At 66.4% G+C, this 26288-nt stretch carries 30 protein-coding genes; 12 read left to right on the top strand and 18 right to left on the bottom strand.

All coding sequences use genetic code 11. The features are described 5' to 3' along the window. Positions 1-66 precede the first annotated feature (66 nt). Positions 67-984: an acetylglutamate kinase gene (gene argB / locus LDO29_RS18065; RefSeq protein WP_224081175.1), complete on the bottom strand. Its 918-nt coding sequence runs from the start codon at positions 982-984 to the stop codon at positions 67-69. A 270-nt stretch (positions 985-1254) separates the two neighbouring features. Here argB and LDO29_RS18060 point away from each other — a divergent pair, with 270 nt between their 5' ends. From LDO29_RS18060 to LDO29_RS18050, 3 genes are read left to right on the top strand one after another with little or no spacing between them, the layout of a single operon-like run. Beyond that, a complete protein-coding gene (locus LDO29_RS18060) occupies positions 1255-1848 on the top strand; it encodes a sigma-70 family RNA polymerase sigma factor (RefSeq protein ID WP_224081174.1) in 594 nt (197 codons plus the stop codon). Between the two features lie 18 nt (positions 1849-1866). Beyond that, entirely contained in the window at positions 1867-2103 is a 237-nt protein-coding gene (locus LDO29_RS18055; protein ID WP_224081173.1) for a zf-HC2 domain-containing protein, read from the top strand. Then, positions 2100-2318 carry a cysteine-rich CWC family protein gene (locus tag LDO29_RS18050; RefSeq protein ID WP_224081172.1) on the top strand — a complete coding sequence of 73 codons (219 nt, stop codon included), beginning with the start codon at positions 2100-2102 and terminating at the stop codon, positions 2316-2318. Before LDO29_RS18055 ends, LDO29_RS18050 begins: the two co-directional genes overlap by 4 nt. Here LDO29_RS18050 and LDO29_RS18045 read toward each other — a convergent pair. Further along, positions 2303-2821, bottom strand: a complete 519-nt coding sequence (locus LDO29_RS18045; RefSeq protein WP_224081171.1) for a DMT family transporter — start codon at positions 2819-2821, stop codon at positions 2303-2305. The two genes, LDO29_RS18050 and LDO29_RS18045, sit on opposite strands and share 16 nt — an antisense overlap. 94 nt (positions 2822-2915) lie before the next feature. Between LDO29_RS18045 and LDO29_RS18040 the strand changes: the two genes are divergently transcribed. Further along, on the top strand, positions 2916-3851 hold the full coding sequence (locus LDO29_RS18040; RefSeq protein ID WP_224081170.1) for a LysR family transcriptional regulator: 936 nt from the start codon (positions 2916-2918) through the stop codon (positions 3849-3851). Here the strand turns inward: LDO29_RS18040 and LDO29_RS18035 are convergent. Both LDO29_RS18035 and LDO29_RS18030 read right to left on the bottom strand, forming a co-directional pair. Further along, entirely contained in the window at positions 3815-3988 is a 174-nt protein-coding gene (locus LDO29_RS18035) for a hypothetical protein (protein ID WP_224081169.1), read from the bottom strand. The genes LDO29_RS18040 and LDO29_RS18035 overlap by 37 nt on opposite strands. 24 nt (positions 3989-4012) lie before the next feature. Then, on the bottom strand, positions 4013-4489 hold the full coding sequence (locus LDO29_RS18030) for a copper chaperone PCu(A)C (RefSeq protein WP_224081168.1): 477 nt from the start codon (positions 4487-4489) through the stop codon (positions 4013-4015). A 161-nt stretch (positions 4490-4650) separates the two neighbouring features. Here LDO29_RS18030 and LDO29_RS18025 point away from each other — a divergent pair, with 161 nt between their 5' ends. Together LDO29_RS18025 and LDO29_RS18020 are read left to right on the top strand one after the other, a co-directional pair. Beyond that, positions 4651-6006, top strand: a complete 1356-nt coding sequence (locus LDO29_RS18025) for an ATP-binding protein (protein ID WP_224081167.1) — start codon at positions 4651-4653, stop codon at positions 6004-6006. Further along, complete coding sequence (locus LDO29_RS18020) at positions 6003-6614, top strand: response regulator transcription factor (protein ID WP_224081166.1); 612 nt, start codon at positions 6003-6005, stop codon at positions 6612-6614. The genes LDO29_RS18025 and LDO29_RS18020 overlap by 4 nt, the downstream gene beginning before the upstream one ends. A gap of 15 nt (positions 6615-6629) precedes the next feature. On the opposite strand, the gene LDO29_RS18015 is transcribed toward LDO29_RS18020, so the two are convergent. The 6 genes from LDO29_RS18015 to LDO29_RS17990 form a co-directional block, all read right to left on the bottom strand. After that, the gene (locus LDO29_RS18015; RefSeq protein WP_224081165.1) at positions 6630-6926 is read right to left on the bottom strand and encodes a hypothetical protein; all 297 of its coding nucleotides are present in this window, start codon (positions 6924-6926) and stop codon (positions 6630-6632) included. 385 nt (positions 6927-7311) lie between these two features. Beyond that, on the bottom strand, positions 7312-7764 hold the full coding sequence (locus LDO29_RS18010; RefSeq protein WP_224081164.1) for a PA2169 family four-helix-bundle protein: 453 nt from the start codon (positions 7762-7764) through the stop codon (positions 7312-7314). Between the two features lie 298 nt (positions 7765-8062). Then, entirely contained in the window at positions 8063-9394 is a 1332-nt protein-coding gene (gene hslU / locus LDO29_RS18005) for an ATP-dependent protease ATPase subunit HslU (protein WP_224081163.1), read from the bottom strand. 49 nt (positions 9395-9443) lie between these two features. Then, the gene (gene hslV, locus LDO29_RS18000; RefSeq protein ID WP_211946918.1) at positions 9444-9980 is read right to left on the bottom strand and encodes an ATP-dependent protease subunit HslV; all 537 of its coding nucleotides are present in this window, start codon (positions 9978-9980) and stop codon (positions 9444-9446) included. A gap of 235 nt (positions 9981-10215) precedes the next feature. Then, positions 10216-11202 (bottom strand): tripartite tricarboxylate transporter substrate-binding protein, encoded by a 987-nt coding sequence (locus LDO29_RS17995; RefSeq protein ID WP_224081162.1) that lies wholly within the window; start codon positions 11200-11202, stop codon positions 10216-10218. A 259-nt stretch (positions 11203-11461) separates the two neighbouring features. Further along, complete coding sequence (locus LDO29_RS17990; RefSeq protein ID WP_224081161.1) at positions 11462-12370, bottom strand: alpha/beta fold hydrolase; 909 nt, start codon at positions 12368-12370, stop codon at positions 11462-11464. A 181-nt stretch (positions 12371-12551) separates the two neighbouring features. Here LDO29_RS17990 and LDO29_RS17985 point away from each other — a divergent pair, with 181 nt between their 5' ends. From LDO29_RS17985 to LDO29_RS17960, 6 genes are all read left to right on the top strand, one after another. Then, positions 12552-13064 (top strand): Fur family transcriptional regulator, encoded by a 513-nt coding sequence (locus tag LDO29_RS17985; protein ID WP_224081160.1) that lies wholly within the window; start codon positions 12552-12554, stop codon positions 13062-13064. Between the two features lie 40 nt (positions 13065-13104). Further along, complete coding sequence (locus tag LDO29_RS17980) at positions 13105-14163, top strand: CobW family GTP-binding protein (protein ID WP_224081159.1); 1059 nt, start codon at positions 13105-13107, stop codon at positions 14161-14163. A gap of 604 nt (positions 14164-14767) precedes the next feature. Next, on the top strand, positions 14768-15187 hold the full coding sequence (dksA, locus tag LDO29_RS17975; RefSeq protein WP_224081158.1) for an RNA polymerase-binding protein DksA: 420 nt from the start codon (positions 14768-14770) through the stop codon (positions 15185-15187). Positions 15188-15395: 208 nt separating this feature from the next. After that, on the top strand, positions 15396-16592 hold the full coding sequence (locus tag LDO29_RS17970) for a GTP-binding protein (protein WP_224081157.1): 1197 nt from the start codon (positions 15396-15398) through the stop codon (positions 16590-16592). Continuing rightward, on the top strand, positions 16525-16992 hold the full coding sequence (locus tag LDO29_RS17965; RefSeq protein WP_396022686.1) for a hypothetical protein: 468 nt from the start codon (positions 16525-16527) through the stop codon (positions 16990-16992). The genes LDO29_RS17970 and LDO29_RS17965 overlap by 68 nt, the downstream gene beginning before the upstream one ends. A gap of 156 nt (positions 16993-17148) precedes the next feature. Beyond that, positions 17149-19278 (top strand): TonB-dependent receptor, encoded by a 2130-nt coding sequence (locus LDO29_RS17960; protein WP_224081156.1) that lies wholly within the window; start codon positions 17149-17151, stop codon positions 19276-19278. A gap of 716 nt (positions 19279-19994) precedes the next feature. Here the strand turns inward: LDO29_RS17960 and LDO29_RS17955 are convergent. From LDO29_RS17955 to LDO29_RS17920, 8 genes are all read right to left on the bottom strand, one after another. Continuing rightward, positions 19995-20900, bottom strand: a complete 906-nt coding sequence (locus tag LDO29_RS17955; protein ID WP_396022685.1) for an MBL fold metallo-hydrolase — start codon at positions 20898-20900, stop codon at positions 19995-19997. A gap of 36 nt (positions 20901-20936) precedes the next feature. After that, a complete protein-coding gene (locus tag LDO29_RS17950; protein WP_224081154.1) occupies positions 20937-21173 on the bottom strand; it encodes a DUF1289 domain-containing protein in 237 nt (78 codons plus the stop codon). Positions 21174-21177: 4 nt separating this feature from the next. Further along, positions 21178-21606, bottom strand: coding sequence for a thioesterase family protein (locus LDO29_RS17945; RefSeq protein WP_224081153.1), 429 nt, complete (start codon positions 21604-21606; stop codon positions 21178-21180). Beyond that, positions 21603-22127, bottom strand: coding sequence for a YbaK/EbsC family protein (locus tag LDO29_RS17940; RefSeq protein ID WP_224081152.1), 525 nt, complete (start codon positions 22125-22127; stop codon positions 21603-21605). Before LDO29_RS17940 ends, LDO29_RS17945 begins: the two co-directional genes overlap by 4 nt. A 31-nt stretch (positions 22128-22158) precedes the next feature. After that, positions 22159-23094 carry a hydroxymethylglutaryl-CoA lyase gene (locus LDO29_RS17935; RefSeq protein WP_224081151.1) on the bottom strand — a complete coding sequence of 312 codons (936 nt, stop codon included), beginning with the start codon at positions 23092-23094 and terminating at the stop codon, positions 22159-22161. 40 nt (positions 23095-23134) lie between these two features. After that, positions 23135-24076 (bottom strand): 2-hydroxyacid dehydrogenase, encoded by a 942-nt coding sequence (locus tag LDO29_RS17930; protein WP_224081150.1) that lies wholly within the window; start codon positions 24074-24076, stop codon positions 23135-23137. Positions 24077-24304: 228 nt separating this feature from the next. Beyond that, positions 24305-25270, bottom strand: a complete 966-nt coding sequence (locus LDO29_RS17925; RefSeq protein WP_224081149.1) for a fimbrial protein — start codon at positions 25268-25270, stop codon at positions 24305-24307. Positions 25271-25471: 201 nt separating this feature from the next. Beyond that, a partial coding sequence (locus LDO29_RS17920; RefSeq protein WP_290369596.1) for an acetyl-CoA carboxylase biotin carboxyl carrier protein subunit occupies positions 25472-26288 on the bottom strand: 817 nt, incomplete at its 5' end.

The raw sequence follows: 26288 nt of genomic DNA, 5'->3' as shown, positions 1-26288 counted from the left end.
GTGGGATGGCAATGGGGAGAAGACAGCGGACGGCGCGCCAGGCGGGCGCCGCCCCGTGGATGCCGCTCAGTGCGAGCGGATCATGGTGCCGAACGCTTGTTCGGTCAGGATTTCCAGCAGCAGCGAATGCTCGATGCGGCCGTCGATGATGTGCACCGAATGCACGCCGCTCTTGGCGGCGTCGAGTGCCGACGAGATCTTCGGCAGCATGCCCCCCGAGATGGTCCCGTCGGCGAACAGCTCCTCGATCTCGCGCGCGGACAGGTCGGTCAGCAGGGTACCCTTCTTGTCCATCACGCCGGGGATGTTGGTCATCATCACCAGCTTCTCGGCCTTCAGGATCTCGGCCATCTTGCCGGCGACCACGTCGGCGTTGATGTTGTAGGCCTGGCCATCGTCGGAGAAGCCGATCGGCGAGATCACCGGGATGAAGGCATCGTCCTGCAGCGCCTTGACCACGGCCGGGTTGATCGCCTCGATATCGCCCACGTAGCCGATGTCGATGAAGGCGCCCGGATTCTCGCGGTCGGGCATCTGCAGGCGCTTGGCGCGGATCAGGCCGCCATCCTTGCCGGTCAGGCCCACGGCCTGGCCGCCGTACTGGTTGATCAGCATCACGATGTCCTGCTGGACCTCGCCGCCGAGCACCCACTCGACCACTTCCATGGTCTCTTCGTCGGTCACGCGCATGCCCTGCACGAAGGTGCCGACCTTGCCGACCTTCTTCAGCGCTTCATCGATCTGCGGGCCGCCGCCGTGCACCACCACCGGGTTCATGCCCACCAGCTTCAGCAGGATCACGTCGCGCGCGAAGCCGTGCTTGAGCTTTTCCTCGGTCATGGCATTGCCGCCGTACTTGACCACGATGGTCTTGCCGTGGAACTTGCGGATATAGGGCAGCGCCTCGGCAAGGATCTCGGCCTTGAGGGCGGGGGCGATGGCGGCCACCGCGGTTGCGGCAGGTCCGGGGTTGTCGGCGTTCATGGCTGGGGACATCCGTGAGATTCAACAGGTATGATGGCAAATCTGCCGCAGACCTGGCGGGGAAACTCGCGGGGATCGCCCGAAAGTGCACCATAGGGCCACGGCAGGCGCCGATTTTACAAGAATCCGCGAGGTGCGCGGGCGCCGGGCCCCAGGGGCCGGGCACAAGCCGGGCCGATGCGCCGCGTGGCGCACGACACGTGCCCGCCAGCGTCATCTTTGCGCAACAGGCCCCGAGCGTTCCTCGCCCTTCTCCGCCCCTTCGCCGCGATGCCCCACGACACCGCCGACCTGCAGGCCCTGCGCCCCCACCTGCTGCGCTTCGCCCGGCTGCAGCTGCGTGACGAGGCGCTGGCCGAAGACGCGGTGTCCGAAACCCTGCTGGCGGCGTTGGAACACCCGGAGCGCTTTGCCGGCCAGTCGGGGCTCAAGACCTACCTGATCGGCATCCTCAAGCACAAGATCATCGACCTGCTGCGCAGCGGCCGGCGCGAGGTGCGGCTGGCGCTGGCCGCCGACGAGGACGGCGAGACCCAGTCCGAGCAGGACGCCTTCGACGCACTCTTCACGCGCAACGGCCACTACCAGGACATGCCGTCCGACTGGGGCAGCCCCGACCGGACGCTGGAACGGCGCGAGTTCTTCGAAGTCCTGCAGGCCTGCGTCGACCGCCTGCCCGCCAAAACGGCGCGTGTCTTCATGATGCGGGAATGGCTGGAGCTCGAGACCGAAGAAATCTGTCAGGATCTGCAGGTCAGCGCGACCAATGTCTGGGTCATCCTGTACCGCGCCCGCATGCGCCTGCGCGAATGCCTGGAACTGAACTGGTTCGGGCAGCAGCCCGGTGCCGGCAAGGCGCGCTGAACCGCTCTCAAGGAACCCATGCCCGATTCGTCCCGCTCCCGCCGCCTGCTACCCAACTGCGAGGAGGTCCATCACCTGACCATGAAGGGAATGGACCGCCCGCTGAGCTGGACCGAGCGCCTGCGCGTGGGCAGCCACCTGATGATCTGCGGCGCCTGCACGCGCTTCAGCGCGCAGATGCGGCTGATGCGCTCGGCCATGAGCCGCCTGGGCCAGGACGGTCAGGACGATGACAGGCCGGGAAGCCTGCGATGACCGACCCGTCCACTGTGCTCACCGGCCAGCTTCGGCCCGTGGAACACTGCAGCGAGTGCGGCGCGGGCTTCGTCTGTGGCTACGTGGCCGGGCTGCCCGAATGCTGGTGTGCCAGCCAGCCGCTGCTGCCCGCGCGCAGGATCGTGCCGAACCAGCATTGCCTGTGCCCGGCCTGCCTGCAAAGGCGACAAGCGGACGCTCAGGCACCGGATTGAAGCGGCATTGCAGCGTGAGGCCGTGCCTCATGCGCCACGCTCCACTGCATCACCGCCATCCCAGCGAGGATCAGCGCCGCGCCGGCCACCCGCGCAGGTGTCAATGCGCGCACGGCGAAGCCTGCCAGCCCGAAGTGATCGACGAGCAGCGCGGACGCCACCTGCCCCGCGACCACGGCGGCGATGAAGCCGCTGGCGCCAAGGCGCGGCGCCATGAGCAGCGCCGCCGTGATATAGAAGACACCGAGCACCCCGCCGATCCACATCCAGACCGGCAGGCGTCCGGTCAGCGGAAGCACAGGCAACGGCACCTTCAGCATCCAGAGCAGCGGCAGGATGGCGGCCAGGCTGACCAGCAGCGACACCACGGCTGCCCATAACGGATGCCCCAGCGCCCGGCCCAGCGTGGCGTTGGCGCCCGCCTGGAGCGGGATGGCCGCGCCGGCCAGCACGGCGGTGGCGAGGGGAAGAAGGAGGTTGGTAGGCAAGGTCGTGCCTGACATGGGACGCTCCGTAAGGCAATATTCGATGCCTGACAGTGTGAAATATCGCAGAATGAATTTCCAATTCTGATTTCATACGTTTAATATTTGTGGCATGAATACTTTACGCGGAATCGACCTGAACCTGTTGGTGGTGCTGGAAGCGCTGCTGGCCGAACGCCATATTTCCCGCGCCGCGCTGCGCCTGCACCTGAGCCAGCCGGCGGTCAGCCACGCCCTTGGGCGCCTGCGCCAACTGCTGGATGACCCCATCCTGGTACGCGGCAAGGGTGGCCTGGTACCGAGCGCCCGCGCCCACGAAATTGCCGGACCGCTGGCCGAAGCGCTGGCGCAGGTGCGCATCCTGCTCGGGCCCGGCGGATTCCAACCCGCCACGGCGCGCCGCACGTTCCGTCTGGCAATGTCCGACTACGGCGCGCTGGTGGTGCTGCCGCGGCTGCTGCGCGCGGTGCGCAAGGCCGCGCCGAACATCGACCTGGTCGTGACGCAGGCCAGCCGCGAAGCCATGACGGCGCAGGTGGCCGACGGCGAGATCGACATGGCGCTGGGCGTTTTCACGCAGCAGCCGGAAGGCGTGCGCATGGCTGCCCTGTTTGAGGAACGCTACGCCTGCGCCGTGGATGCGGCCACCGTTCGTGATACCGGCCGGCTGGACCAGGTGGCTTACCTGGCGCGTTCGCATGTGCTGGTGGCCACGCACAGTGAGCGCGTCGATGCCATCGACGCAGCGGTAGCCAAACTCGGGGGACGGCGCAAGATCGCCTGTGTAGTGCCGCACTGGAGCGTGGCGCCGGCGCTGATCGCGGGCACCAACCTGGTCCTGACCACGGCGCGCCGCAGCTTGGCTGCGCTGGAAGCAGACCCGCGCTACGCGGTGTTCGATCCGCCGTTCGGACTCGAAGACTTCACCTTCAGCATGATCTGGCACGACCGCACGGACGCTGACCCGGGCCACACCTGGCTGCGCGAACGCGTGCGGGCCGCCGCGGCCAGTCAGGAATCGGACGAGTCAATCAGCTTGCGCGGCTGACGCGGAGACGGTGCCTTGCCGCCAGTCTGCGGCGGGCCGGACTTGCGGACCGGCCCCTTGCCGTGCGGCGACGGCTGCAAGCCCGTGCCGCCGCGGAACACGAGCTTCTGGCGGGTACCGAGCTGCTTGTTGGCCATCGATTCCCCCACAGCCCGATCGATTTAGTGCTTGTGATCGCCGTGGCCGCCCTGGTTCGCGGCGCTGGCGGTCATGTCGCGCACTTCGGCATTGACCTTCTGCTCGATCACCTTGCCGCCCTGCTCGATCTTCAGCGTGATGGGCACGGTGTCTCCCTTCTTGAGCTGGGACTTCAGGTCCATCAGCATCACGTGGTAGCCGCCGGGCTTGAGTTCCACGGCCTGCATCTTCGGCAGGTCCAGCGACTGGATCTGCCGCATGCGCATGACGTTGCCTTCCATCTTCATTTCGTGCAGCTCGGCCACCGCGACCGGCGACGACACGCCAACCAGCTTTGCATTCTCATGTGCGTGAAGCACCATGAAGGCGCCCGACGCCGTCTGGGCCGGCACCGTACCGCGCACCCAGGCGTTGCTGACGTCGACCTGCGCCAGCGCGGCGCCCGAGGCCAGCATGGCGAACGATGCGGCCAGCGTGGCCGCGCGGAATTTGGCTTGCATGTAACGCTCTCCAGAAAGCAGACATTAGACCATGCCACGGCCGACGGGTGCCGGCGGCGGCGCAGATAACCGGATAGTCTGGCAGCGCCTGCGCCAGTCGACCAATGCGGCAAGGTGTCGCACATGCCGGCGCCCGCGGGCCGCATTGATACACTCGCGGCATGCATGCCGCTCCCGCCGTGACCCGCCCACCAGCCTTCACCGCTTCACCGCCGCTTCCGGCCGGCCCCGCCGCGCGCCCCAGCCTGGTGAGCCTGCGCCGGCTGTTCTGGCTGCGCTGGGCGCTGCTGGCCGGGGAGGCGATTGGCCTGCTGTCGTGCGAGCCGGTCATCGGCGTCGCGCTGCCGACCAACCCGCTGCTGGTGGTCTTCGCGCTGCAGGCGCTGTTCAATGTGCTGACCGGCCTGCGCCTGCGGCTGCACACCGCACACGGCACGGCGCCCGGTGAAGCCGAGCTGATGGGCCAGCTGCTCGTGGACCTGACGGCGCTGTCCGCGATCCTGTTCTATACGGGCGGCGCCACCAATCCCTTCGTGTCGTTCTACCTGCCCGGGCTGGCCATTGCCGCGGCCATCCTGCCGTGGCGGCAGGTGGTGGCGCTCGCGTGCTACGCACTGGCCTGCTACACCGTACTGCTGTTCGAATACCTGCCGCTGGACCTGCACGATCCGGACAAGGCGGTGAACTACCACCTCGCCGGCATGTGGCTCAACTTTGTGGCCAGCGCGGTGATGATCGCGCTGTTTGTGGCACGGCTTTCGGGCGTGCTGCGCCAGCGCGAAGCCCAACTCCACCTCGCGCGCGAGCAGTTGCTGCGCGAAGCGCGCGTGGAAGACCTCAATGCGCAGGCCGCAGCCGTCGCCCATGAGATCGGCACACCGCTGGCGACACTGGCCGTCATTGCCGGCGAACTGCGCGGCGATGCGTCGGACCGCGCGCGCGGCGCCACGCCTGTGGCTGACTACCTCCCAGACCTGCTGACCATGGAGCAGCAGCTGGAACTGTGCCGCACCATCCTGGCGCGCCTGCGCGAGGATCCGGCCACGCTGGAGCTCCAGCGCATCGACGCCTGGCTGGGCAGCTTCGCCGAACGCTGGCAACTGCGCCACCCCAATGCCACGCTGCAGGCCAGTGCCACGCCACAGGCAGGCGCAATGGCCATCGAGCCCGCCCGCGTAGGACAGATCCTGACCATCCTGCTCGACAACGCCGCGCGCAGCCAGCAATCCGCCGGCCACGGGCAAATGCCGCTGCAACTGGAGATTGCGCTCGTGCAGGGCGGCCTCGCGTTCCGCGTCAGCGACCACGGCGACGGCATCCCGGCGGCACTGCGCGCGCAACTGGGCGAGGCACCCGTGGCCAGCCCGCATGGCGGCCAGGGCATCGGCCTGTACCTGGCGCAGAGCGGCGCGCGGCAGATGGGCGGCGGGCTCGCCTGGCAGGATCGCCCTGGCGGCGGCACCATCGCCGAGCTGCGCGTGCCGGCCTCCCCTTCCCTTGCCGTCAATCCGTCATGACCGCTACCCACCACCCGGTTCCCGAATCGACCGCACCGGCAGGCACGCCCTTCCTGGTGATCGACGACGATGCCGTCTTCTCCGGCACGCTGGCCCGCGCGTTGACGCGCCGCGGCTACGCCGTGCAAGTTGCGCACAACAGCAGCACGGCGCTGGCGCTGGCCGCGCGCACGGCGTTTGCATACGTCACGCTGGACCTGCACCTCGGCCCGCCGCCCGAAGCGGGCAGCACGGCGGCAGCCGAATCAGGGCTGCAGTTGGTGGGGCCACTGCGCCAGGCCTTGCCGGACGCGCGCATCCTCGTCCTGACCGGCTACGCGAGCATTGCCACCGCGGTGGCCGCAGTCAAGCAAGGGGCCGACGAATACCTGGCCAAACCCGCAAACGTGGATTCGATCCTCACCGCCCTGATGGCGGGCATCTCGGAAGATGCGGCGGAAGCCGCGATGGAAGAGCCGGTGCCGCTGTCGGTGGCCAGGCTCGAATGGGAGCATATCCAGCGCGTGCTGAACGAACATGGCGGCAATATCTCGGCGACCGCGCGCGCGCTCAACATGCACCGGCGCACGCTGCAGCGCAAGCTGGGCAAGCGCCCGGTATCGCGCTGAGCCTGCGGTGGTCGGTTACAGGCGCAGCTGCACGTAGTCCCACTCGAGCGCATCGCCTGCGCCGTCGGGACCGTCGCCCTGCGCGACGACGCGCAGGGCATCGCTGGCGTGGCGGTCCGCCAGTGTGAAAAGCTCCCCGGCTTGCAGTGCCAACGTCGCTGCGGCAACGGCCGCGGCGCCCAGGCTGCCGTGTTGCGGAACGCCCGCGGCTGCATCCACCGGACGCATGCACAGGAAGGCAGTCGCCGCAGCAAGTGCGGCCAACAGGCCGGCGGTTACGATCACCACGCGGCTGAATTGTGTCTTCACCATGTTTTCCTCCTGCCAGTAGGTTGTTCGAATGCGGCGGCTCCCGCATTTGCCATTCGGCTCAAGGTGCGCAAGGGTCGCATTGTGCGGGCGATGTGCGCCAGCGTGCTTACCAATGCTTACCAACCTTACCGGCATGTGGCACCCCGATACGCCCTGACATGAGGCGCTGACATAAGGCACTGACATGGACAACTGTGGCACTACGCCGCATCGGGCACCGGCGTGCAGCGCCGTGCGCGACGCTAGACTGGCGGGCAGACAACAGATCTCTGGCTTGGGCTCCAGGCGAAAAGAAAAGGGGCAGCCGCGGCATCCGGCTGCCCCTTCCTTATCCAGATACAGATTACAGATCTGGAACGACCGTATCTGCTGGTAGTGTTTAACGCTAGTGAATCTGCATGCCGCGCATGGCATGAAGCCGGTCGTGGTGCTGCCGCAGCGAGTCATACTGGCGCTGGACCGCAGCCGTAGTTTCCGGCGGGAGCGGCTTCATCAGTACGGACTGGTACTGGCGCCTGGCCGCTTCTTCCTCACGCTCGCACAGCCCCAGCACGGCATCGTCATCGTTCGGCGAGATCATATGGCGCAAGGCCATCCAGCTACGCGCGAACATGCCGTTCATGCTGCCCCGGTCCGATGGTTCGCCGCCCATGGCGCTGACCATCGATTGCAGTTCCCTGGCCGAGGCGCGGCAGGTTTCCGCAGTACTGGCCAGAATGTCGCGAAGCTCCGCATTGTGCACCTCACGGGCACCGGCCATGCAGGCCAGTTCGCTGTCCCTGTCGACCTCGATCAGCTGGTTCAGGGCGATCACGGTTTGTTTCTGGTTGACGTCCATGGAATTCTCCCAACACGCCCGGAGAACGGCCTTTCCGTCATTTTCCAGGCTCCGCAAGAAAAGGAGTCACCCGGCACTGCCGACACTGGGTGCATCGTTCGCGAACCCCGACGCTACCGACGAGCCGGTTGCCGCTGGACCCGATTGCCTGCGCCGTCACTGCGTCGGAGATCGGGCGCCTTTCCATCATAGGAAATGCATGGCGTGTGGATGAGGCTGGCCTGGCATGAGCCAGATGCGGCACAAAAAAAGGGCGCACTCCGGTGCACCCTTTTTTGATGGCTGCCCCGCTATCCACTTACAGCACGTATCGGGACAAATCCTCGTTGACGGCAAGATCCCCCAGCCGCTCGTTCACATAAGCCGCATCGATCGTCACGGTCTCGCCCGAAGACTTGCTGGCGTGGAACGACAGGTCTTCCAGCAGCCGCTCCATCACCGTGTACAGACGGCGCGCACCGATGTTCTCGACCTTCTCGTTGACCGAGAACGCGATCTCGGCCAGGCGGCGAATGCCGTCCTGCGCAAACTGCAATTCGACCTCTTCGGTCTTCAGCAGCGCCTGGTACTGCTTGGTCAGGCTGGCGTCGGTCTGCGTCAGGATGGCCTCGAAGTCCTGCACGGACAGCGACTCCAGCTCGACGCGGATCGGGAAACGGCCCTGCAGTTCCGGGATCAGGTCGCTCGGCTTGGACAGGTGGAACGCGCCCGAGGCAATGAACAGGATGTGGTCGGTCTTGATCATCCCGTACTTCGTGCTCACGGTGGTGCCTTCCACCAGCGGCAGCAGGTCGCGCTGCACGCCCTGGCGCGACACTTCGCCGCCGCCCAGCTCGCTGCGGTTGGCGATCTTGTCGATCTCGTCCAGGAACACGATGCCGTTCTGCTCGACGTTGGTGATGGCCTTGTGCTTGAGCTCCTCGTCATTGACGAGCTTGGCGGCCTCTTCGTCGATCAGCAGCTTGAAGGCTTCCTTCACCTTCATCTTGCGGCGATGCTTCTTGCCCTGGCCCATGCCGGCGAACATCGAGCGGATCTGCTCGGTCATTTCCTCCATGCCCGGCGGGCCCATGATGTCCATGCTCGGCAGGCCGGCGGCGACTTCGAGCTCGATGTCCTTGTCGTCGAGCTGGCCTTCGCGCAGCTTCTTGCGGAACACCTGGCGCGTGTTGGAATCCTTCTCTTCCGGTTGCGAGAAGCCGATGTCGCGCGGCGGCGGCAGCAGCACGTCGAGCAGGCGGTCCTCGGCCGCGTCTTCGGCCTTGGTGCGCACCTTCTTCATCTCGGACTCGCGCGTCTGCTTGATGGCCATCTCGGCCAGGTCGCGCACGATGGTGTCGACATCGCGGCCGACGTAGCCGACTTCCGTGAACTTGGTGGCCTCGATCTTGATAAACGGCGCATCGGCCAGCTTGGCCAGGCGGCGCGCGATCTCGGTCTTGCCGACGCCGGTCGGGCCGATCATCAGGATGTTCTTGGGCGTGATTTCCTGGCGCAGCGGCTCGGCCACCTGCTGGCGGCGCCAGCGGTTGCGCAGCGCCACGGCCACGGCCTTCTTGGCCTTGTTCTGGCCGATGATGTGCTTGTCGAGTTCGGAAACGATTTCCGACGGGGTCATGGTATGCGGCATGGTATCCGTTCAGTAGGGCTCGCCGGCCCGTGCGCGGGCCGGCCGGTGCTCATTCCAGCGTTTCGATGACGAAATTGGTGTTGGTGTAGATGCAGAGCTCGCCGGCAATGGTCAGGGCCTTCTCGACCACATCCTTGGGCGCGAGCTCGGTGTTCTCCACCAGCGCCTTGGCGGCCGACTGCGCGTACGCGCCGCCCGAACCGATCGCGGCAATGCCGCCTTCGGGGTCGAGCACGTCGCCGTTGCCCGTAATGACCAGCGTGGTATCGCGGTCGGCGGTAATCAGCATGGCCTCCAGCCGGCGCAGCGCGCGGTCGGAACGCCAGTCCTTGGCGAGGTCAACCGCGGCGCGGGTCAGGTTGCCCTGGTACTTTTCCAGCTTGGCTTCGAAGCGGTCCAGCAGCGAAAACGCGTCGGCGGTGCTGCCGGCAAACCCGACCAGCACCTTGCCGTTGTAGATGCGGCGCACCTTGCGCGCGGTGCCCTTCATCACGATATTGCCGAGAGTGACCTGGCCATCACCGCCCAGCGCGACCTGATTGCCGCGGCGGACGCTGACGATGGTAGTGCCGTGATACTGTTCCATGGTGGCTTCCGTGAATATGTCAGGACGGTAGGTGGCGACGCATCGTGCTGGTTTCAAGGGCCAGTCCCCGGCCACGCAGCCAGGCTGGCAGAGGCGCAGTCAGACCAATATAGGACGCTGCAATGCCCTATGCGGTTCGGAAGCCCGCAAAACAAAAAAGCCATGCGCAGCGGCATGGCTTTTTTGCTTGCATGAGGCCAAGGCACCGACTGGCGCCCCGGGGCTCTCATATCACTCAGTCAGCATAGACGCCAGCCTTCTTGATGATCGGCGTCCACTTGTTGATTTCCGCGCTCAGGAAGGTGCGCAGCGAATCCGGCGTAGCGCGCTGCGCCGGCACGGCTTCGGCGCCGAGCTCGGCCATCTTGGCGCGGAAGTTCGGGTCAGCGACGGCCTTCTGCAGCGCAGCAGAGAGCTTGTCGATCACCGGCTTGGGCGTACCCTTGGGCGCGTACATGGCATGCCAGATCTTCACTTCGACACCCGGCAGGCCCTGCTCGGCCGCGGTCGGGATGTCCTTGAACGCCTCGACGCGGCGCGACTGCATGGCCGCATACGGCTTGAGGGCGCCAGCCTTGAGCTGCCCGGCGATGTTGGTGGTCTGGTCGCACATCAGGTTGACCTGGCCGCCGAGGATGTCGGTCAGCGCCGGCGCGGTGCCCTTGTACGGCACGGTGGTCAGCTCGGTCTGGATCGCGCTCTGGAACAGCAGGCCGCACAGGTGAGAGGCCGAGCCGAGGCCGGCATTGGCCATCGACAGCTTGCTGGCGTTGGCCTTGATGTACGGCAGCAGGTCCTTGAAGGTCTTCGGCGGCAGGTTCTTGTTGCCGACCATCACCATCGGCACGTCGGCGATCTCGCCGATCATTTCGAAGTCCTTGAGCGGGTCGAAGCCCAGGTTACGGTACAACGCCGGCGCCGTGGACATGCCGATGTGGTGGATCAGGATGGTGTAGCCGTCATTCTTGGCCTGTGCCACCTTCTTGGCACCGATGGTGCCGCCCGCGCCGCCCAGGTTCTCGATCACGATCTGGGTGCCCAGGTGCTTGGACATGATCATCGTCAGCTCGCGCGCGACCTTGTCGGTCGGACCGCCGGCGGCGAACGGCACTACGGCCGACACAGGCTTGCTGCCCGGATAATCCTGCGCCTGTGCGCCGGAAAATGCGCTCATCGCGCCCATTGCCGCGACTGCGGCGACCAATTTTGCAACTCGTTTCATAGTGCTCTCCTGTTCCTTGCTTCCGTCTGCAAAGCGCCGCCGGTGCCGGATGCCGCGTGTCATGACGCGGTCTGTGCGCAATCTGCGGGGGAGTTCCGTTGCGCGATCTACCATGGATGGCTGTTGGCAGCGCCGCCCGTCCGCTGTACGGCGACCCGGGCCGGGGGTCGATGTTAGCAACTGCAGACATCCAGGCGGAATCAGGGCTAACCCGCGCGCATCCTGATGTCACAACAGGAAGGTGGCTGGCAGAACGAGGCTAACGGAAGAAGGCGAGCATTTCCTCCAGCAGCAGTTGCGGCGCTTCCTCCGGGATGTAGTGGCCGCAGTCCAGCGCCTTGCCGCTGACGCTGGTGCCGAGCGCTTCCCACAGGGCCAGCGGCTCGAAGCAGCGCGCCACCACGCCGTGCTCGCCCCACAGCACCCGCAGCGGCATTTCCAGCCCGCGCCCGGCTTCGCGGTCGGCGCGGTCGTGTTCGAGGTCGATGGTCGCTGCCGCGCGATAGTCCTCGCACATGGCATGCACGCGCGCCGGCTCGCGCATGGCCGCGGTATAGGCGGCCATGGCATCCGGCGAAAACGGCGACAGGCCGGCGTGGCGCAGCCCCATCAGCTTGCTCAGATAGAAATCGGGTTCGGCGTTGATCAGCGTTTCAGGGAACGGCGTGGGCTGGATCAGGAAGAACCAGTGCCAGTAGGCGGCGGCGAACGCCATGCTGGTGCGCTCGTACATGTCCAGCGTCGGCGCGATGTCGAGCAGCATCAGGCGTTCGACCACCTGCGGATGGTCCACGGCAAGGCGGTGCGCCACGCGCGCGCCGCGGTCGTGACCGCACAGCGCAAAGCGGTGAAAGCCGAACGCGGCCATGACGGCAACCTGGTCCTGCGCCATGGCACGCTTGCTGTAGTTCTCGTGCCCGGCGTTGCCGGCCGGCGCCGAACTGCTGCCGTAGCCGCGCAGGTCGGTGGCAATGACGGTGAAATGATCGGCCAGCACCGGGGCGACCTTATGCCAGATCAGGTGGCTTTGCGGGTGTCCGTGCAGAAGCAGCAGCGGCGGGCCGGAGCCGCCCTGCACGCCGGCGATCTCGATTTCGCCCGCCCGGCCCACCCGGCGCCGGAAGGGTTCGAAATTGGGGAACAGCAACGCGCTTGCATCGTTCAGCATCGCTTGTCTCCGGTCTTGGCGGTTGGTGACAGCTGGTGGCGGCGTGGACTCCTTGCCGATCATAGGCGCAATCCAATGGATTGGTGTGCGGCGCAGGCAACCTGCGATCCCGGGCCGCCGGCTCACCGCCCCACACGCAACTGAATTGCAACAGCGCGGGGCCTATGGTTAAATCCCCGGCATGACCCGCCTCACCCCGAGCCAGCCCGCCCCCCCGCCGGCCGTCTTCGAAGCTGCCCAGGAGCGCCTGCGCCGACTTGGTGCCCGCGTGACCCAGCCGCGGCTGTGCATCCTCGCCTGCCTGATCGGCAGCGACGAGGCCCTGACCCACCAGGCCGTGATCGACCGCCTGCCCGGACAAGGCGAGGCCATCGACCGCGTCACGGTCTATCGCGTACTGGACTGGCTGGTGGAACAAGGCGTGGCGCAAAAGCGCGCCGGCAACGACCGCGTGTTCCGCTTCAGCCTGGTCGAGCACGAGGCTGCCCGCGCCGAGGTGCATCGCCAGCACAGCCATTTCCACTGCACGCGCTGCGACCGCACATTCTGCCTCGACGACGGCAGCATGCCGGCGCAGCCCGCCACCCCGCGCGTGCCCAGCGGCTTTGCCATCGAACATGTCGAACTGACCGTGAACGGCGTGTGCGCCGACTGCGGCGCGCGCCTGGCGCAGCGCCCCGACAGCACGTCCTGAGATCACCCCTGAGGCCCCCTATTCCCCGGAGAACCCACCCATGTCCAAACTGATCCCGGTCACGATCCTGACCGGCTTCCTCGGCAGCGGCAAGACCACGCTGCTCAAGCGCATCCTCAACGAGCAGCACGGCATGAAGATCGCCGTCATCGAGAACGAATTCGGCGAGGAGAACATCGACAACGAGATCCTGGTGCAGGACGGTCGCGAGCAGATCGTGCAGATGAGCAACGGCTGCATCTGCTGCACCATCCGGGGCGACCTGGTACAGGCGCTGTCAGACCTGATGACCCGGCGCGACGCCGGTGAAATCGGCTTCGACCGTGTGGTCATCGAAACCACCGGCGTGGCCAATCCGGGCCCGGTGGCGCAGACCTTCTTCATGGACGACGAGATCGCCTCGCGCTACCTGCTGGATGCGGTGGTCACGCTGGTCGACGCCAAGCATGCCCACCTGCAGCTCGACAAGCAGGAAGAGGCGCAGCGCCAGGTCGGCTTTGCCGACGCGATCTTCATCACCAAGTCGGACCTGGTCAGCGAAGGCGAAGTGGCCGACCTGCGCCACCGCCTGCTGCACATGAACCCGCGGGCGCCGATCCGCCAGGCCAACTTTGGCGAAACGCCGATCGACACCATCTTCGACCTGCGCGGCTTCAACCTGAACGCCAAGCTCGAGATCGACCCGGAATTCCTCGGCGCAGACGACCATGACCACGAGCACGAGCACGGCGAACATTGCGGCGCGGACTGCGGCCACGACCATAGCCATGACCACGGTCACGACCACCACCACCACCACCACACCGACCGCATCGCATCGTTCGTCTTCCGCAGCGACAAGCCGTTCCACTACGGCAAGCTCGAGGAATTCCTGTCCGGCATCCTGGCCGTCTACGGCGAAAAACTCTTGCGCTACAAGGGCGTACTATATATGGAAGGTGTGGACCGGAAAGTCGTGTTCCAGGGGGTCCACCAGCTGATGGGCAGCGACGTCGGCGCCAAATGGGAGGACGAGACTCCCGGCACCAAAATGGTGTTCATCGGCGTGGACCTGCCCCGGGATGCCATTCTCAAGGGCCTGGCCAACTGTCTGGCCTGAGTGCGGCAGCCGCCCTACGGCGGCCCCTCGCCACGCGTCGCCTCCGGCATGTCCCCCCGTTCGGGGTACCGGGGAAACACCGAAGCCATGGCTCGGCCTTTCCCGTATCTCGAAAAAATTTGTTCAAGTACAATAGGCCGGATTTGATACTGGCGGCGCACCTTTTTCCCGCCGCCGGTATGGTCCACTGAACCAGGTGGACGGCAGGGCGGCGGTTGTCGTCAGCATGAGGCAGGCCGCCGGCAGGTGCGGTCGCAGGGCTTCGTGCGGAGACCGCCCTCCGCTTGGGGTACCCGACACGCGCCGTTCCATACCGACGCGAGAGAGAGGTGTCCCCATGACAGCCGCAACAAAGACGAAAGAAAGCCGCAGCAAGACAGGTAGTGCCGCGGCAGAGACGCTCAAGGCGCAGTCGGTGAAGGCTGCGCCAGCTCCCCGCGGCGGTACGGCTCACGCCGGCGCGGGCGAGGCCAAGGGAGGCCCGCGAAGCAGCAAGGCTGCAGCCAGCCAGAGTGAAACGTCCGCCCCGCGCAAGCACGCGGACACAGCACCCGAGCGGACACAGACGCCGCCGGTCGGATCAACAAGAGAATCAGCAGCAACCATGAGCAGCAACAAACTTCTGACTGAAGCTGAAATCCTGAAGATGAGCGACAAGGATTACATGAACGAAGCGCAGCTCGCTTTCTTCAAGAATCGCCTTGAACAGCTGCGTGACGAAATCCTGAAGAACGCGGACCAGACCACGGAACACCTGCGCGAAACGGTCATCGTGCCGGATCCGGCTGACCGCGCCACGATCGAGGAAGAGCACGCCCTGGAGCTGCGTACCCGCGACCGCGAGCGCAAGCTGCTCAAGAAGGTGGAACAGTCTCTGGCCCGTATCGAAGCCGGCGATTACGGCTGGTGCGAGGAAACCGGCGAGCCGATCGGCGTGCCGCGCCTGCTGGCCCGCCCGACCGCCACGCTGTCGCTGGAAGCCCAGCAACGCCGCGAACTGCGCCAGAAACTGTTCGGCGACTGAGCCGGGCGCCGGCGCGCGGCCGGCTACTGGCAACCCTGACGGCCCGGATCTCCGGGCCGTTTTGCTTTGTCGCGGCACGGCGACGGCACTACCATGGTGGAAGCCTGTCGCTGTTGGCGGCAGTCCCTTTCTGGTACAGTCGCAACCTTGTTGCAATAGCACTGGGTATGCCTGACGGCGTGCCCTGTGCGCGTCCTCTTTCATTCCCATGGCCGATCGCCTGCCCCTCACCGTGCTGTCCGGATACACCGGTGCCGGCAAGACCACCTTGCTGCAGCATATCCTTGCCGCCACCAGTGGCAAGCGCGTGGGCGTGGCCGGCAGCCTGCCGGAGGCCGGCAAGCTGGCCGGCAGCGGCGGCTTCGACCATCTGCTGCTCGAAACCTCGGGAACGGATGATCCCATGGCAATCGCCGAGGCCGTCCTCTTCGAGGATGAGCATGGCGCGGGCACGGCGCTGCGTCTGGACACGCTGGTCACGGTGGTGGATGCGTCGACGTTCCTGCGCGACGTCAACGATGCGGAATTCCTGCAGGACCGCGGCGAACCGCATGCTGACGATGGCGATAAGGACGATGAGGACGACCGCACCGTGGTCGATGTGCTGATCGCCCAGGCCGAGTTTGCCGACGTGATCGTACTGAACAAGGCGGACCTCGTCGGCACGGACGCGCTGGCGCAGCTCGAGGCGATCCTTCGCGCGCTCAATCCGCGCGCCAGCATCATCGCGACGAGCTTCGGCCATGTCGCTACCGGGCAGATACTGGGCACCGGCCAGTTCGACTTCGAGGACACCGCCAGCGCCCCAGGCTGGCTGGCCATGCAGCGCGGCGAGTCGCTGCCCGAATCCCATGGCGTCAGCGGCTTCATGTACCGGCGCCGCCGCCCGTTCCACCCTGGCCGCTTTGCCGACCTGATCCACACAGAATGGATGCGCGAGCATGGCAACGTGCTGCGCTCCAAGGGCCTGTTCTGGCTGGCCAGCCGCATGGGCATCGCCGGCGACTGGGCCCAGGCCGGCGGCGTGTGCCGTCCGGCCGCGGCCGGCGCGTGGTGGGCCTCGCTCGACCCGTCCGAATGGCCGACCGATGCGGCAGACCGTGCCGCGCTCGACGCCGACATGCTCGACAATGGGCAGCTGGCCCCCTACGGCGACCGCCGCCAGGAACTGGCGCTGATCGGCCTGGACCTGGACCGCGTCGCGCTCGAAGCCCTCCTCGACGCCTGCCTGCTGACCGACGCGGAAATGACGGCCGGCCCCGATGCCTGGGCCGCGTATCCGGACCCGTTCCCCACCTGGGAAGACGCCTTCGACGACGAGGGCCACGATCACGACCATGGCCATCATCACGGCCATGACCACGCGCATGGCGACTGCGACTGTGGCCACCCGCATGATCGCTGAGATCACCGGGCGCTTCGCCCGCCTGCGCGCGCGCGGCCCGGGGCTGTGGATGACCCTGTGGCTGGCGCTGTGCCTGCTCGTTGCGCAGCACGCGGGCCTGACGCACCGCATCGTGCACGGCGGCCTGATGGGCACGCCGCTGCCGGCCATGGCAGCCGAAGCGAGCGCTGCCGACCATGGCGATGCCAGCCCGTTCGCGCAGAAGCTGGCTGGCCACTCATGCGTGCTGTTCGATGGCGCCACCGTCGCCGACAGCCATTGCGGCCAGATGCCGGCAGTCACGCTGGCCTTCTGCAAACCGGTCAAGCCGGCCAACCTGGCCTGGCGCTGGCCCGATCTTCCTTCCGCCTACCCCTTCCGCTCGCGCGCGCCACCGGCGCACACGCCCGCCTTCGCCTGATTCCGGGCCGCGGCCATGCCGCCGGCCCCAGTACGAACGCGCGCGTCCACGCCGGCCGGCTTTCCGCACGGGCCCGCACTGCATCGTGCGGGGCTCCCGCCATGCCGGCATTGGCACGGCCGTCCGCCCGATTGCCATCGCATCGAATCGCGAGCCATGTCTTCTACCCTGCAACATCACATGCTGCGGCGCACGCCGCTGGCAGCCATTGCTGCCCTGATCGTCTCCACCGGCGCGTTCGCCCAGACCGCCAGCGAACCGGCCGCCACCACCACGCCCCCTGCTGCAACCCTCAAGGAGGTTGTGGTCACCGCCAACCCGCTCGGCAGCGAGCTCAACGACATGGTCGCGCCGGTCTCCGCGCTGAGCGGCGACGCGCTGTCGCTGCGCCAGAACAGCACGCTTGGCGAAACGCTGGACAAGCTGCCGGGGGTGTCGTCGAGCTACTTCGGCCCCAATGCCAGCCGTCCCGTAATCCGCGGCCTCGATGGCGACCGGATCAAGGTGCTGCAGAACGGGGGATCAACGGTCGATGCCTCGACGCTGTCCTACGACCATGCCGTGCCGATCGACCCGCTGGTGGCCGAGCGCATTGAAGTCGTGCGTGGTCCGGCTGCACTGATGTACGGCGGCAACGCCATCGGCGGCGTGGTCAACGTGATCGACAACCGCATCCCGACCGAGCCCATCGAAGGCATCGGCGGCGCAGTCGACGCCAGCGCCACCGCCGGCGGCGACGTGGCGCGCAACGCCAGCGCGCTGGTCGAAGCCGGCAACGGCCAGTTCGCAATCCACGCCGATGCGTTCGCGCGCAAGACCAGCGACCTGCATATCCCGGGCTTTGCGCGCAGCGACCGCCTGCGCGCCAGCCAGCCCTTGCCCGAGGGCGAGACCGAGGCCAGCGGCCGCCTGCCCAACACCAGCGCGCAGCAGGACGGCGGCTCCCTGGGCGGCTCCTACACCTGGGCCGACGGCTTCATCGGCGCCAACTACAGCGCCTACCGCAACGAATACGGCACGCCGGCCGAGGACGATGTACGGCTGAAAATGCGCCAGGACCGCTTCGCGCTTGAAGGCGAGGCGCGCAACCTGCAAGCCAATACCTCCGGCATCCTGGAATCCGTCAAGGGCAAGTTCAGCTACACGGACTACGAGCACAAGGAAATCGAGAACGGCGAGACCGGCACCATCTTCAAGAACCAGGGCTGGGACGCGCGCTTCGAGGCCAGGCACGCAAAGATCGGCCGGATGAGCGGGGTGGTCGGCACGCAGTTCGGCCACACGCAGTTCTCCGCGCTCGGCGAGGAAGCGTTCGTGCCGAGCACCGACACCGACAACGCCGCGTTGTTCGTGTTCGAGGAACTGCCGCTCGACAGTGCCGGCGACTTCAAGCTCAACTTCGGCGGGCGGCTGGACCACAGCAGCATCGCGGCCAGCGCCAACGGCAACGACCGCTTCAGCGACGCCAACCGCAGCTTCAACGCCACCAGTGCCTCGGCGGGCCTGCTCTACAAGCTGAATTCGCTGTGGTCGCTGACCAGCAATGTGTCGTACACCGAGCGCGCGCCGACCTTCTACGAGCTGTACGCCAACGGGCCGCACGTCGCCACCGGCGCATGGGAGCTGGGCGATCCCAATGCCAGCAAGGAGCGCGCCACCTCTGTCGACCTCGGCATGCGCTACAAGTACGGCCCGCACAGCGCGAGCGTGTCGGGCTACTACAGCCGCTTCGCCAACTACCTCGCGCTGATGTCCACGGGCCGCGCGCGCGACGAGGCTGGCGATGTCGTCGCTTCGGGCAGTCCCGACTCGCTACCGGAGTTCCAGTACCTGGGCGTGCCTGCCACGCTGTATGGCTTCGAGGCCGAAGGCAAGGCGCGGCTGTTCCAGAAGATGCTGACGTCGAGCGATACGCTGGACTTCGAGGCACGGGCGGACTATGTGCGCGGGGAAAACCGCGACACCGGCGAGCCGCTGCCGCGGCTGGCGCCTTTGCGCCTCGGCGGCGCACTGGTCTATGGCGCTGGCCCGTGGGGTGCGCGTGTGGATGTAACTTACGCCGCCAAGCAGACGCGCGTGCCGGTCAACGACACGCCTACCGATGCCTACACGCTGTTGAGCCTGGCATTGACCTACAAGTTCAAGACCTCGGGCACGCAGACGCTGGTCTACCTGCGTGGTGACAACCTGACCAACCAGGAGGCACGGAATGCGTCGTCGATCCTGCGGGATATTGCGCCGCTGCCAGGGCGAAGTGTGAAGGTGGGGTTCAGGACGACGTTTTGAGTTTTGTGGCCTGACTGGGTTGTTGTGCTTGGCAAGCGTGGCTGTTTCACCGGCGTAGCCGGCGACCTACTTCTTGTCCGAGCGACAAGAAGTAGGCAAGAAACGCGTCGCCTGGCGGCTGGCCATCAACGGTGCGCTTCTATGGTTCCAGCGGCTTTGGTCTCACGAGGCTTGGCTATTGTTCCAACCTGCTACGCGCAGTGAGTCAGAACCAGTGCCTCCGATAACCGGCTTTTGTACGATCCCCAAGTTGGACTCGGGTACAGCGTTCCAACAGCGTCATCGGTGGGACACCTTCGGCTGCGCTGCGCGCGCGTCCTAGTCGGACAGGAGGCTCATCACTCTCGCTGGCGCCACGAGGCCTGCTTCGTTACCTCGCGCATGGCACATGCGCCAAGCGCTTCGTCACCAGATCGTGGTTCGGGCCGCGCCCCCGAAACCCAGACTCCGAGCCGCGCGCAGCGCAGCCGTAGGCGTCCACGCGATATCGCTGTTAGAAGGGACCACTCCGTAATCCGGGTTCGCTCGCACGCCCTCTCCCATCCTAATCATCTACGCGGCAGGCAGTCTGGTTATGCCACTGGACCGTCAGCACGTCGGCCCTTCGTCAGCCACAAAAACGCGCTTTTTGGTTCCTTTTTGTCGCTTGGACAAAAAGGAACTCGCCGGCTACGCCGGCGAAACAGCCGCGCCCGCCAAGCACACCAGCAGCAAAATCAGTCCACATTCACCACCACCTCCCCCTCAACAACCAACGCCCTAACCCCGGCCAACGCCCGCAGCGTCTGCGACAGAATCTCCTCCATCGACTGGTCAGCCATAAAGCGTTGGTGAATGGCCGCCATCAGTGGCGCCCCCTGCATCCAGGCCAACAATGCATCGCGACGGATCCGCTGCGCCTCCAGCAGCTTGAACTTGACCAGCACCTTGACCGCGTGGCTCGCATTGCGTTGCGGATCCCCGCCGAGGTAAGCAAGCCGGCCACGCGCACGCTCAACGGCGGCGGCCACGTCAGTGAAGGGACGCCCGTGGCCGGGAATCACCACGTGCGCATCCAGCTCCACGATGCGCTCCAGTACCGCCGCCTGCTCGGCAAACCCGCTCTCCCCCTCCAGCTCGGGAAAGATCACCCCGAAGCCGTTTTCCCACAACGCATCGCCGGCAATCAGGATGCGCGGCTGCGGCGCGAACAGCATCACGGCATGCGGATCGTGCCCCGGTGCAGCGACGACCTGCCAATCGATGCCACCAAGGCGCAGCGTGTCGCCGTCATGCAGCAGCGTATCGAACGTGAAGCGGTCGCATTGCTGGCCGGTGGCCTTGTAAGTCAGTGCATCGACATCCCATGCCGAGACGGCAGCCGCCTCGGCGGCGGGAATCGACGTTTGCGGCTGCCAGCGCGCCTGCAGCGCGGCATTGCCGCCGCAATGGTCGGAATGCAGATGGGTGTTGATGAGCCGCTTCAGCGGACGCCCCTGCAATGCCGACTCCACCAGTGCCACCGTCTGCGGCGCGTGCGTGACGTAGCCGCTGTCCACCAGCGCGGTGTCGCCGCCGTCGACGAACAGGATGTTGTTGGCCGACAGCCAGCCGCGCTCGAAGACGCGCAGGGTGGCCGGCAACTGCGGGGGCGTGGTGTCGCTCAAGGCAATGGTCTCCTATCCGGCCAGCCAGGCGGCGCGCTGCGGCAGTTGCGCCCAGATGCGGCGCTTGTCGTCCTCCGACATGGCCGACCAGCCGGCAATCTCTTCGATGGTGCGCAGGCAGCCTTCGCAATAGCCGCTGGCCGCGTCCATGCGGCATACGTTGCGGCATGGCGAAGGCACCGGCTGCGCGGTCTGCGCCGAGCGTGCGCGGCGCGTGATGTCCTTGATGAGGGCGGCCGGCAGCGCCATCGTCTCAGCCAGCGGCCCGGACAGCCTTGGCGGCGATCTTCTGGTTGAAGCGCTCGGCATCGATCACGTGGCGCTCGTGCACGCCTTCCGAGATCTTGTCTTCACCATCCCAGGCGCTCAATTCGAAGCGCAGCCTGCGCCCGTCCACCTCCACCAGCCGGCCCTTGACCGTGACGGTCATACCCGGCGGCGTGGCGGCGAGATGCGAAAAACTGACCAGCGTGCCGAGCGTCTGCTCGCGCGGCCAGTCCAGGTGGTCGCGCAGTGCCTGCAGGCAGGCACACTCCATGATGCCGACCATGTACCCGGTGGCCAGCACGTCCGGCATCTCCGTGCACATCGGGATGTCGTCGTAGAGGCGCGGCACGGTGGCCTTGGCCGGCACCGTGTACTGCCACGTGAACTCGAAGCCGGGCCGCAACTCGGGGCTCATGCCGCCGCCCCCTGTGCCACATCCGCTACTTCCGCGCCGGTCATCTGCTGCAACTGCTGCGGCGTCAGGTTGAACACCGCGTGCGGATGCCCAGCGGCGGCCCACAGGCGTTCATAGCGGAACAGGTCCTGGTCGAGCAGCATCACCGGTGGCACCGCATGGCCGATCGGGCAGACACCGCCGATGGCATAGCCGGTCTTCTCGCGCACGAACCTGGCATCGGCCTTGCCCAGTGCGCCGACGCGCGCCGCCACCTTGGCTTCGTCCACGCGATTGCTGCCGCTGGCGATCACCAGCACCGGCGCATCGTCTTCAACGCGGCGGAAGATGATCGACTTGGCGATCTCCGCCACGCTGCAGCCCAGGCCCGCAGCGGCCTCGGCAGAGGTCTTGCCGGTGGCCGGCAGCATCACCACGGGACGATCATGCCCGAGTTCGGCCAGCAGGCCTGCGACACGCTGTGCGGATTCCGGCAATGCTTCGGCCTGGGCGGCGCTGCCCTGGTCAACGGACTGGCTCATTCTCGCTCCTTGATTTCCTGGTGTCGTTGACTCACGCGCACGCGGGCGTGGCTTCGCTGGCTGCCGCCCACTTGGTCAGCAGCGCCCGGCCCACGCGCGAGCTGTTGGTACGGCCGATCGCTTGCGAGATGTAGTCGCCCGTACGCACCACGGCCTCGAGGTCGATGCCGGTATGGATGCCCAGCCCGTGCAGCATGTACAGCACGTCCTCGGTCGCCACGTTGCCGGTCGCGCCCTTGGCGTAAGGGCAGCCGCCCAGGCCAGCCACCGACGCATGGAAGATCGAGATGCCCACTTCCAGGCTGGCCAGGATGTTCGACAACGCCTGGCCATAGGTGTCGTGGAAATGTCCCGATAGGCGGTCGAGGGCGAATTCCGCCGACGCCGCGCGCATCACGTCCTGCACCTTGCCCGGCGTGCCCACGCCGATGGTATCGGCAATGTCGATCTCGTCGCAGCCCAGTTCGCGCATGCGGCGCACCACGTCCACCACGGCGCTCACCGGCACCTCGCCCTGGTAGGGGCAGCCCAGCGAGCACGAGATGCTGCCGCGCAAGCGGATGCCCTTGTCCTTCGCGGCGGCGGCCACGGGCTCGAAACGCGCGATCGATTCGGCGATCGAGCAGTTGATGTTCTTTTGCGAGAACGCCTCGCTCGCGGCGCCGAAGATCACCACCTCGTCGGCGCCTGCTGCGACCGCGCCCTCGAAACCCTTCATATTGGGCGTGAGCACCGAGTACAGCGTGCCGGGACGGCGCTGGATGCGCGCCATCACGTCTGCGCCGTCGGCCATCTGCGGCACCCACTTGGGCGAGACGAAAGACGCCGCCTCGATATTGACGAAACCGGCCTCGGTCAGCTGGTTGATCAGCGCCACCTTGACGTCGGTCGGCACCATGGCCTTCTCGTTCTGCAGGCCGTCGCGCGGTCCGACCTCGACGATCTTCACGTAGTTGGGCAGGTTCATGGCTGTCTCCAATGTCTGATGTTTTCTTCGTTGCGGCGATTCAGTAGCCGCGCTGCAGGTCGACCACGCCCGCGATCGGCTGGCCTGCCCGCAGTGCGCGGATCTTGCCCGCGATCTGCGCGATGCTGTCCTCGCGCAGCGTCAATGCCGAGATATGCGGTGTGATGGTGATGCGAGGCTCCTGCCAGAACGGGTGCCCGGCAGGCAGCGGCTCGGTACGGAATACGTCGAGCGTCGCGCCCGCGATCTGGCCGGCCTGCACGGCCGCAAGCAGGTCCTCTTCGGCCAGGTGCTGGCCGCGCGCGACATTGATCACGTAGGCGCCTTTCGCCAGCTTGCCGAACAGTTCGCCATTCAGGATGTTCTCGGTCTGCGGGGTCAGCGGCAGGACATTGACCAGCACACGCAATCCGTCCAGGAATGGCGCGCGGCCGGCGTCACCATGGAATCCCACCACACCCTCGATGGCACGCGCGGTGCGGCTCCAGCCGCGCACCGGGAAGCCGAAACCGGCCAGCGTGCGCGCGATATGCGTGCCGAGCGTGCCGACACCCATCACGCCAATGGTGAAGTCCGCACGGCGGTGCGGCTTGAGGAATTTCCAGTTGTCGGCCTGCTGCTGGGCGGCGTAATCGTCCAGCCGGCGGAAATAGCGCAACACGGCATAGGTGACGTATTCGGCCATCTGCGCGGCCATGCCGGCATCGTCCAGCCGCACGATCGGCACACCGGCGGGCAATGCGTCCGGGTCCTCGTCGCGCAGGCGCAGGATGCCGTCCACGCCGGCGCCGAGGTTGAACACCGCCTTCAGGTCGGTGCGGCCACGCAGCATTTCCACGGGTGGGCGCCAGACCACGGCGTAATCGGCGGATTCGCCACGGCTGTCGTCCCAGATCACGCATTCGGCTTCCGGCAGCGCCTCGGCGAAGCCTTCGATCCAAGGATCGTAACGGCCGTCAGGGACATACAACTGCAACTTCATGGTGTCTCCAGCGATTTTGGGGGTTCAAAGAGCTATTTTGGCAGAGGAATGCGCCGCGGGGGCGAATGGCGGGAAACCGGCTCCCCGCAGCGTGCACGCTTGCGGCTTGTCCACCTCCGCCGAAGACGACAAGCCGCCAATGGAAATGCCCCGCACTGGCGGGGCATTTCCTCTGTTCCCGTACGCCCGGCCGCCGAAGCGCATCGGCGCAAGGCGGACCGGCGGCAACTACTGGTAGTTCATGTTCAGCGTCGCGATGGCGTTCACGCTTCCGCTGGTCACGACCTGGCTGGTCTTGTAATACCGTGCGGCCATCGGAATGCTGACCGTCTCGTTGTCCCTAGTGGTTCGGATATAGGGAGACGACACTGCGCCGAGCGTGACTGGCGCGTTTCCTTGCAGGACCTGTACGCCGACGCCGGTAGCCATCCCGCTCCCCGCCTGGTTTGCCAGGACGCCGGGAGCATTGGATGCGTCCGCTGGCCCGTCCAGTTCGTAGGCAACGTTGATGCCTGCATCGCAAACCAGCGGAATGCTGAAGGCGGTGGTCCCTTGTGTCGATCCGACGCCGCTGAAGCCCTGCGCGCTTGCCTTCGGAAGATTGACGGTGATGTTGCTGTTGGTGACACGGCAACCTGCCGTCTTGATATTGACCTGCGTACTGGTGAAGTTGGTTGAGGTGGCAACAATGCCACCATATATCGACGTCGCGATCGGGTTCTGAAACGCGATGACGCCGGGTGCGATATCCCCCGTCTTGATAAGCTGGACACGATACAGAGCGGGCGGCAGGTATGCGCCTTTGATATTCGGAAGCGTCAGCTGCATGCGCGGCCAATCCTGAATCATTGCCTGGGTGATGTCGCCAGGCCGCACGCCGAGCGTGTTCGACCATCCGGTCCTGACGCCGATGCCCTGGACGCTGGTTTCATAGACGCCACCGCTTGCCGTCGGGGTCATCGGCACGGAATAGCCGTAGCTCCATGTATCCAGCGGATCGCATTGGATATAGGCAGAGCTGTTCCCGACCCAGCCTGTGTCGTAGATGATGCTCCCGGCCGGCAAGTCTCGCGGGACGGTAAGGCTGGCGGGCAGCGCGACGGTTGACGTGACCCCGTTTCCGGTACACGTTGCGCGGGCCGAGGTGGCTGTCAGCAAGGCCCAGAGAAAGATCTGGCAGAACGCTCGAAACATGGGGGATACCGGGTGACATGCTGGGATCGGGCGATTCTAGCCACAGCGCATTGAGCCACGCGTAGGAAAAGCCTTATTTTCACGCGGGGAAAAGTCATACCGTGGCCGCCGCGACTGTCGCACTACGGCATGGTCCGGTCCAGCCAGCAGACGCGATGAAATCTGCTGGCTGCTTCCCACGAAGCCGGCAGGGCAGACTACCTACTTGCCTTCAAACGCCAGCAGTTGCGCCCCTTCCGCCACCTGCTCGCCCACGCCGTACAGGATCTCGCTGACCACCCCGTCGGCCGGTGCGCTGATGGTGTGCTCCATCTTCATCGCTTCCATCACCAGCAGCGGCGTACCACGCGTAACCGTGCTGCCGGGCTCGACCATGACGGCGATAACCTTGCCCGGCATCGGCGCGGTCAGCTTGCCGCCCTCGCCCTCGGTCTCGCCCGCGTGCGCGAGCGGGTCGAGCCAGCCGAGCACCGCGTGGCGCCCTGCGTTGAAGACGTGGAAATCATCCCCCTCCACGTGGACCTGCCCATGCGCTCGGCGGGTGCCAAGGTCCACGCGGATATCGTCGGCCTGGCACGATGCCCGGAACGGTGCCGCCTGGTCGGCATAGATCAGCGTGCTGCCCCGCTCGTTCGCGGTCAGCGTCACGTCCAGCGTGTGGCTGCCATAAGCGAAGCGCAACGTGCGCGTGGCACCGCCATTGAGACGCCACGCACCGGCATGCGTCCACGGCGAATGCTGGTCGGCCGCGTCGATGCGGCGCTCGCGCGTTTCGCGGTCGAGCAGCGCGGCAGTCGCCAGCGCGATGATCTCCATGCCGACCGGCGCGGGCGGCGGGAACAGCGCGGCCTCGTTGCGCTCGATCAGCCCCGTGTCGAGGTCGGCCGTGCGGAACGCCTCGGACTTCACCAGCCGCTGCAGGAAGGCGACGTTGGTCGACAAGCCCACCACGTGGTACGCCGCCAGCGCCTGGCGCATGCGCGCGAGCGCTTCGTCGCGGTCCTTGCCCCACACGATC

It is taken from the genome of Cupriavidus laharis (genome assembly GCF_914271435.1).
Lineage (GTDB): Bacteria > Pseudomonadota > Gammaproteobacteria > Burkholderiales > Burkholderiaceae > Cupriavidus > Cupriavidus laharis.
Note: the sequence above shows the minus strand (reverse complement) of the source record. Positions and strands in the feature narration are given on the sequence as shown.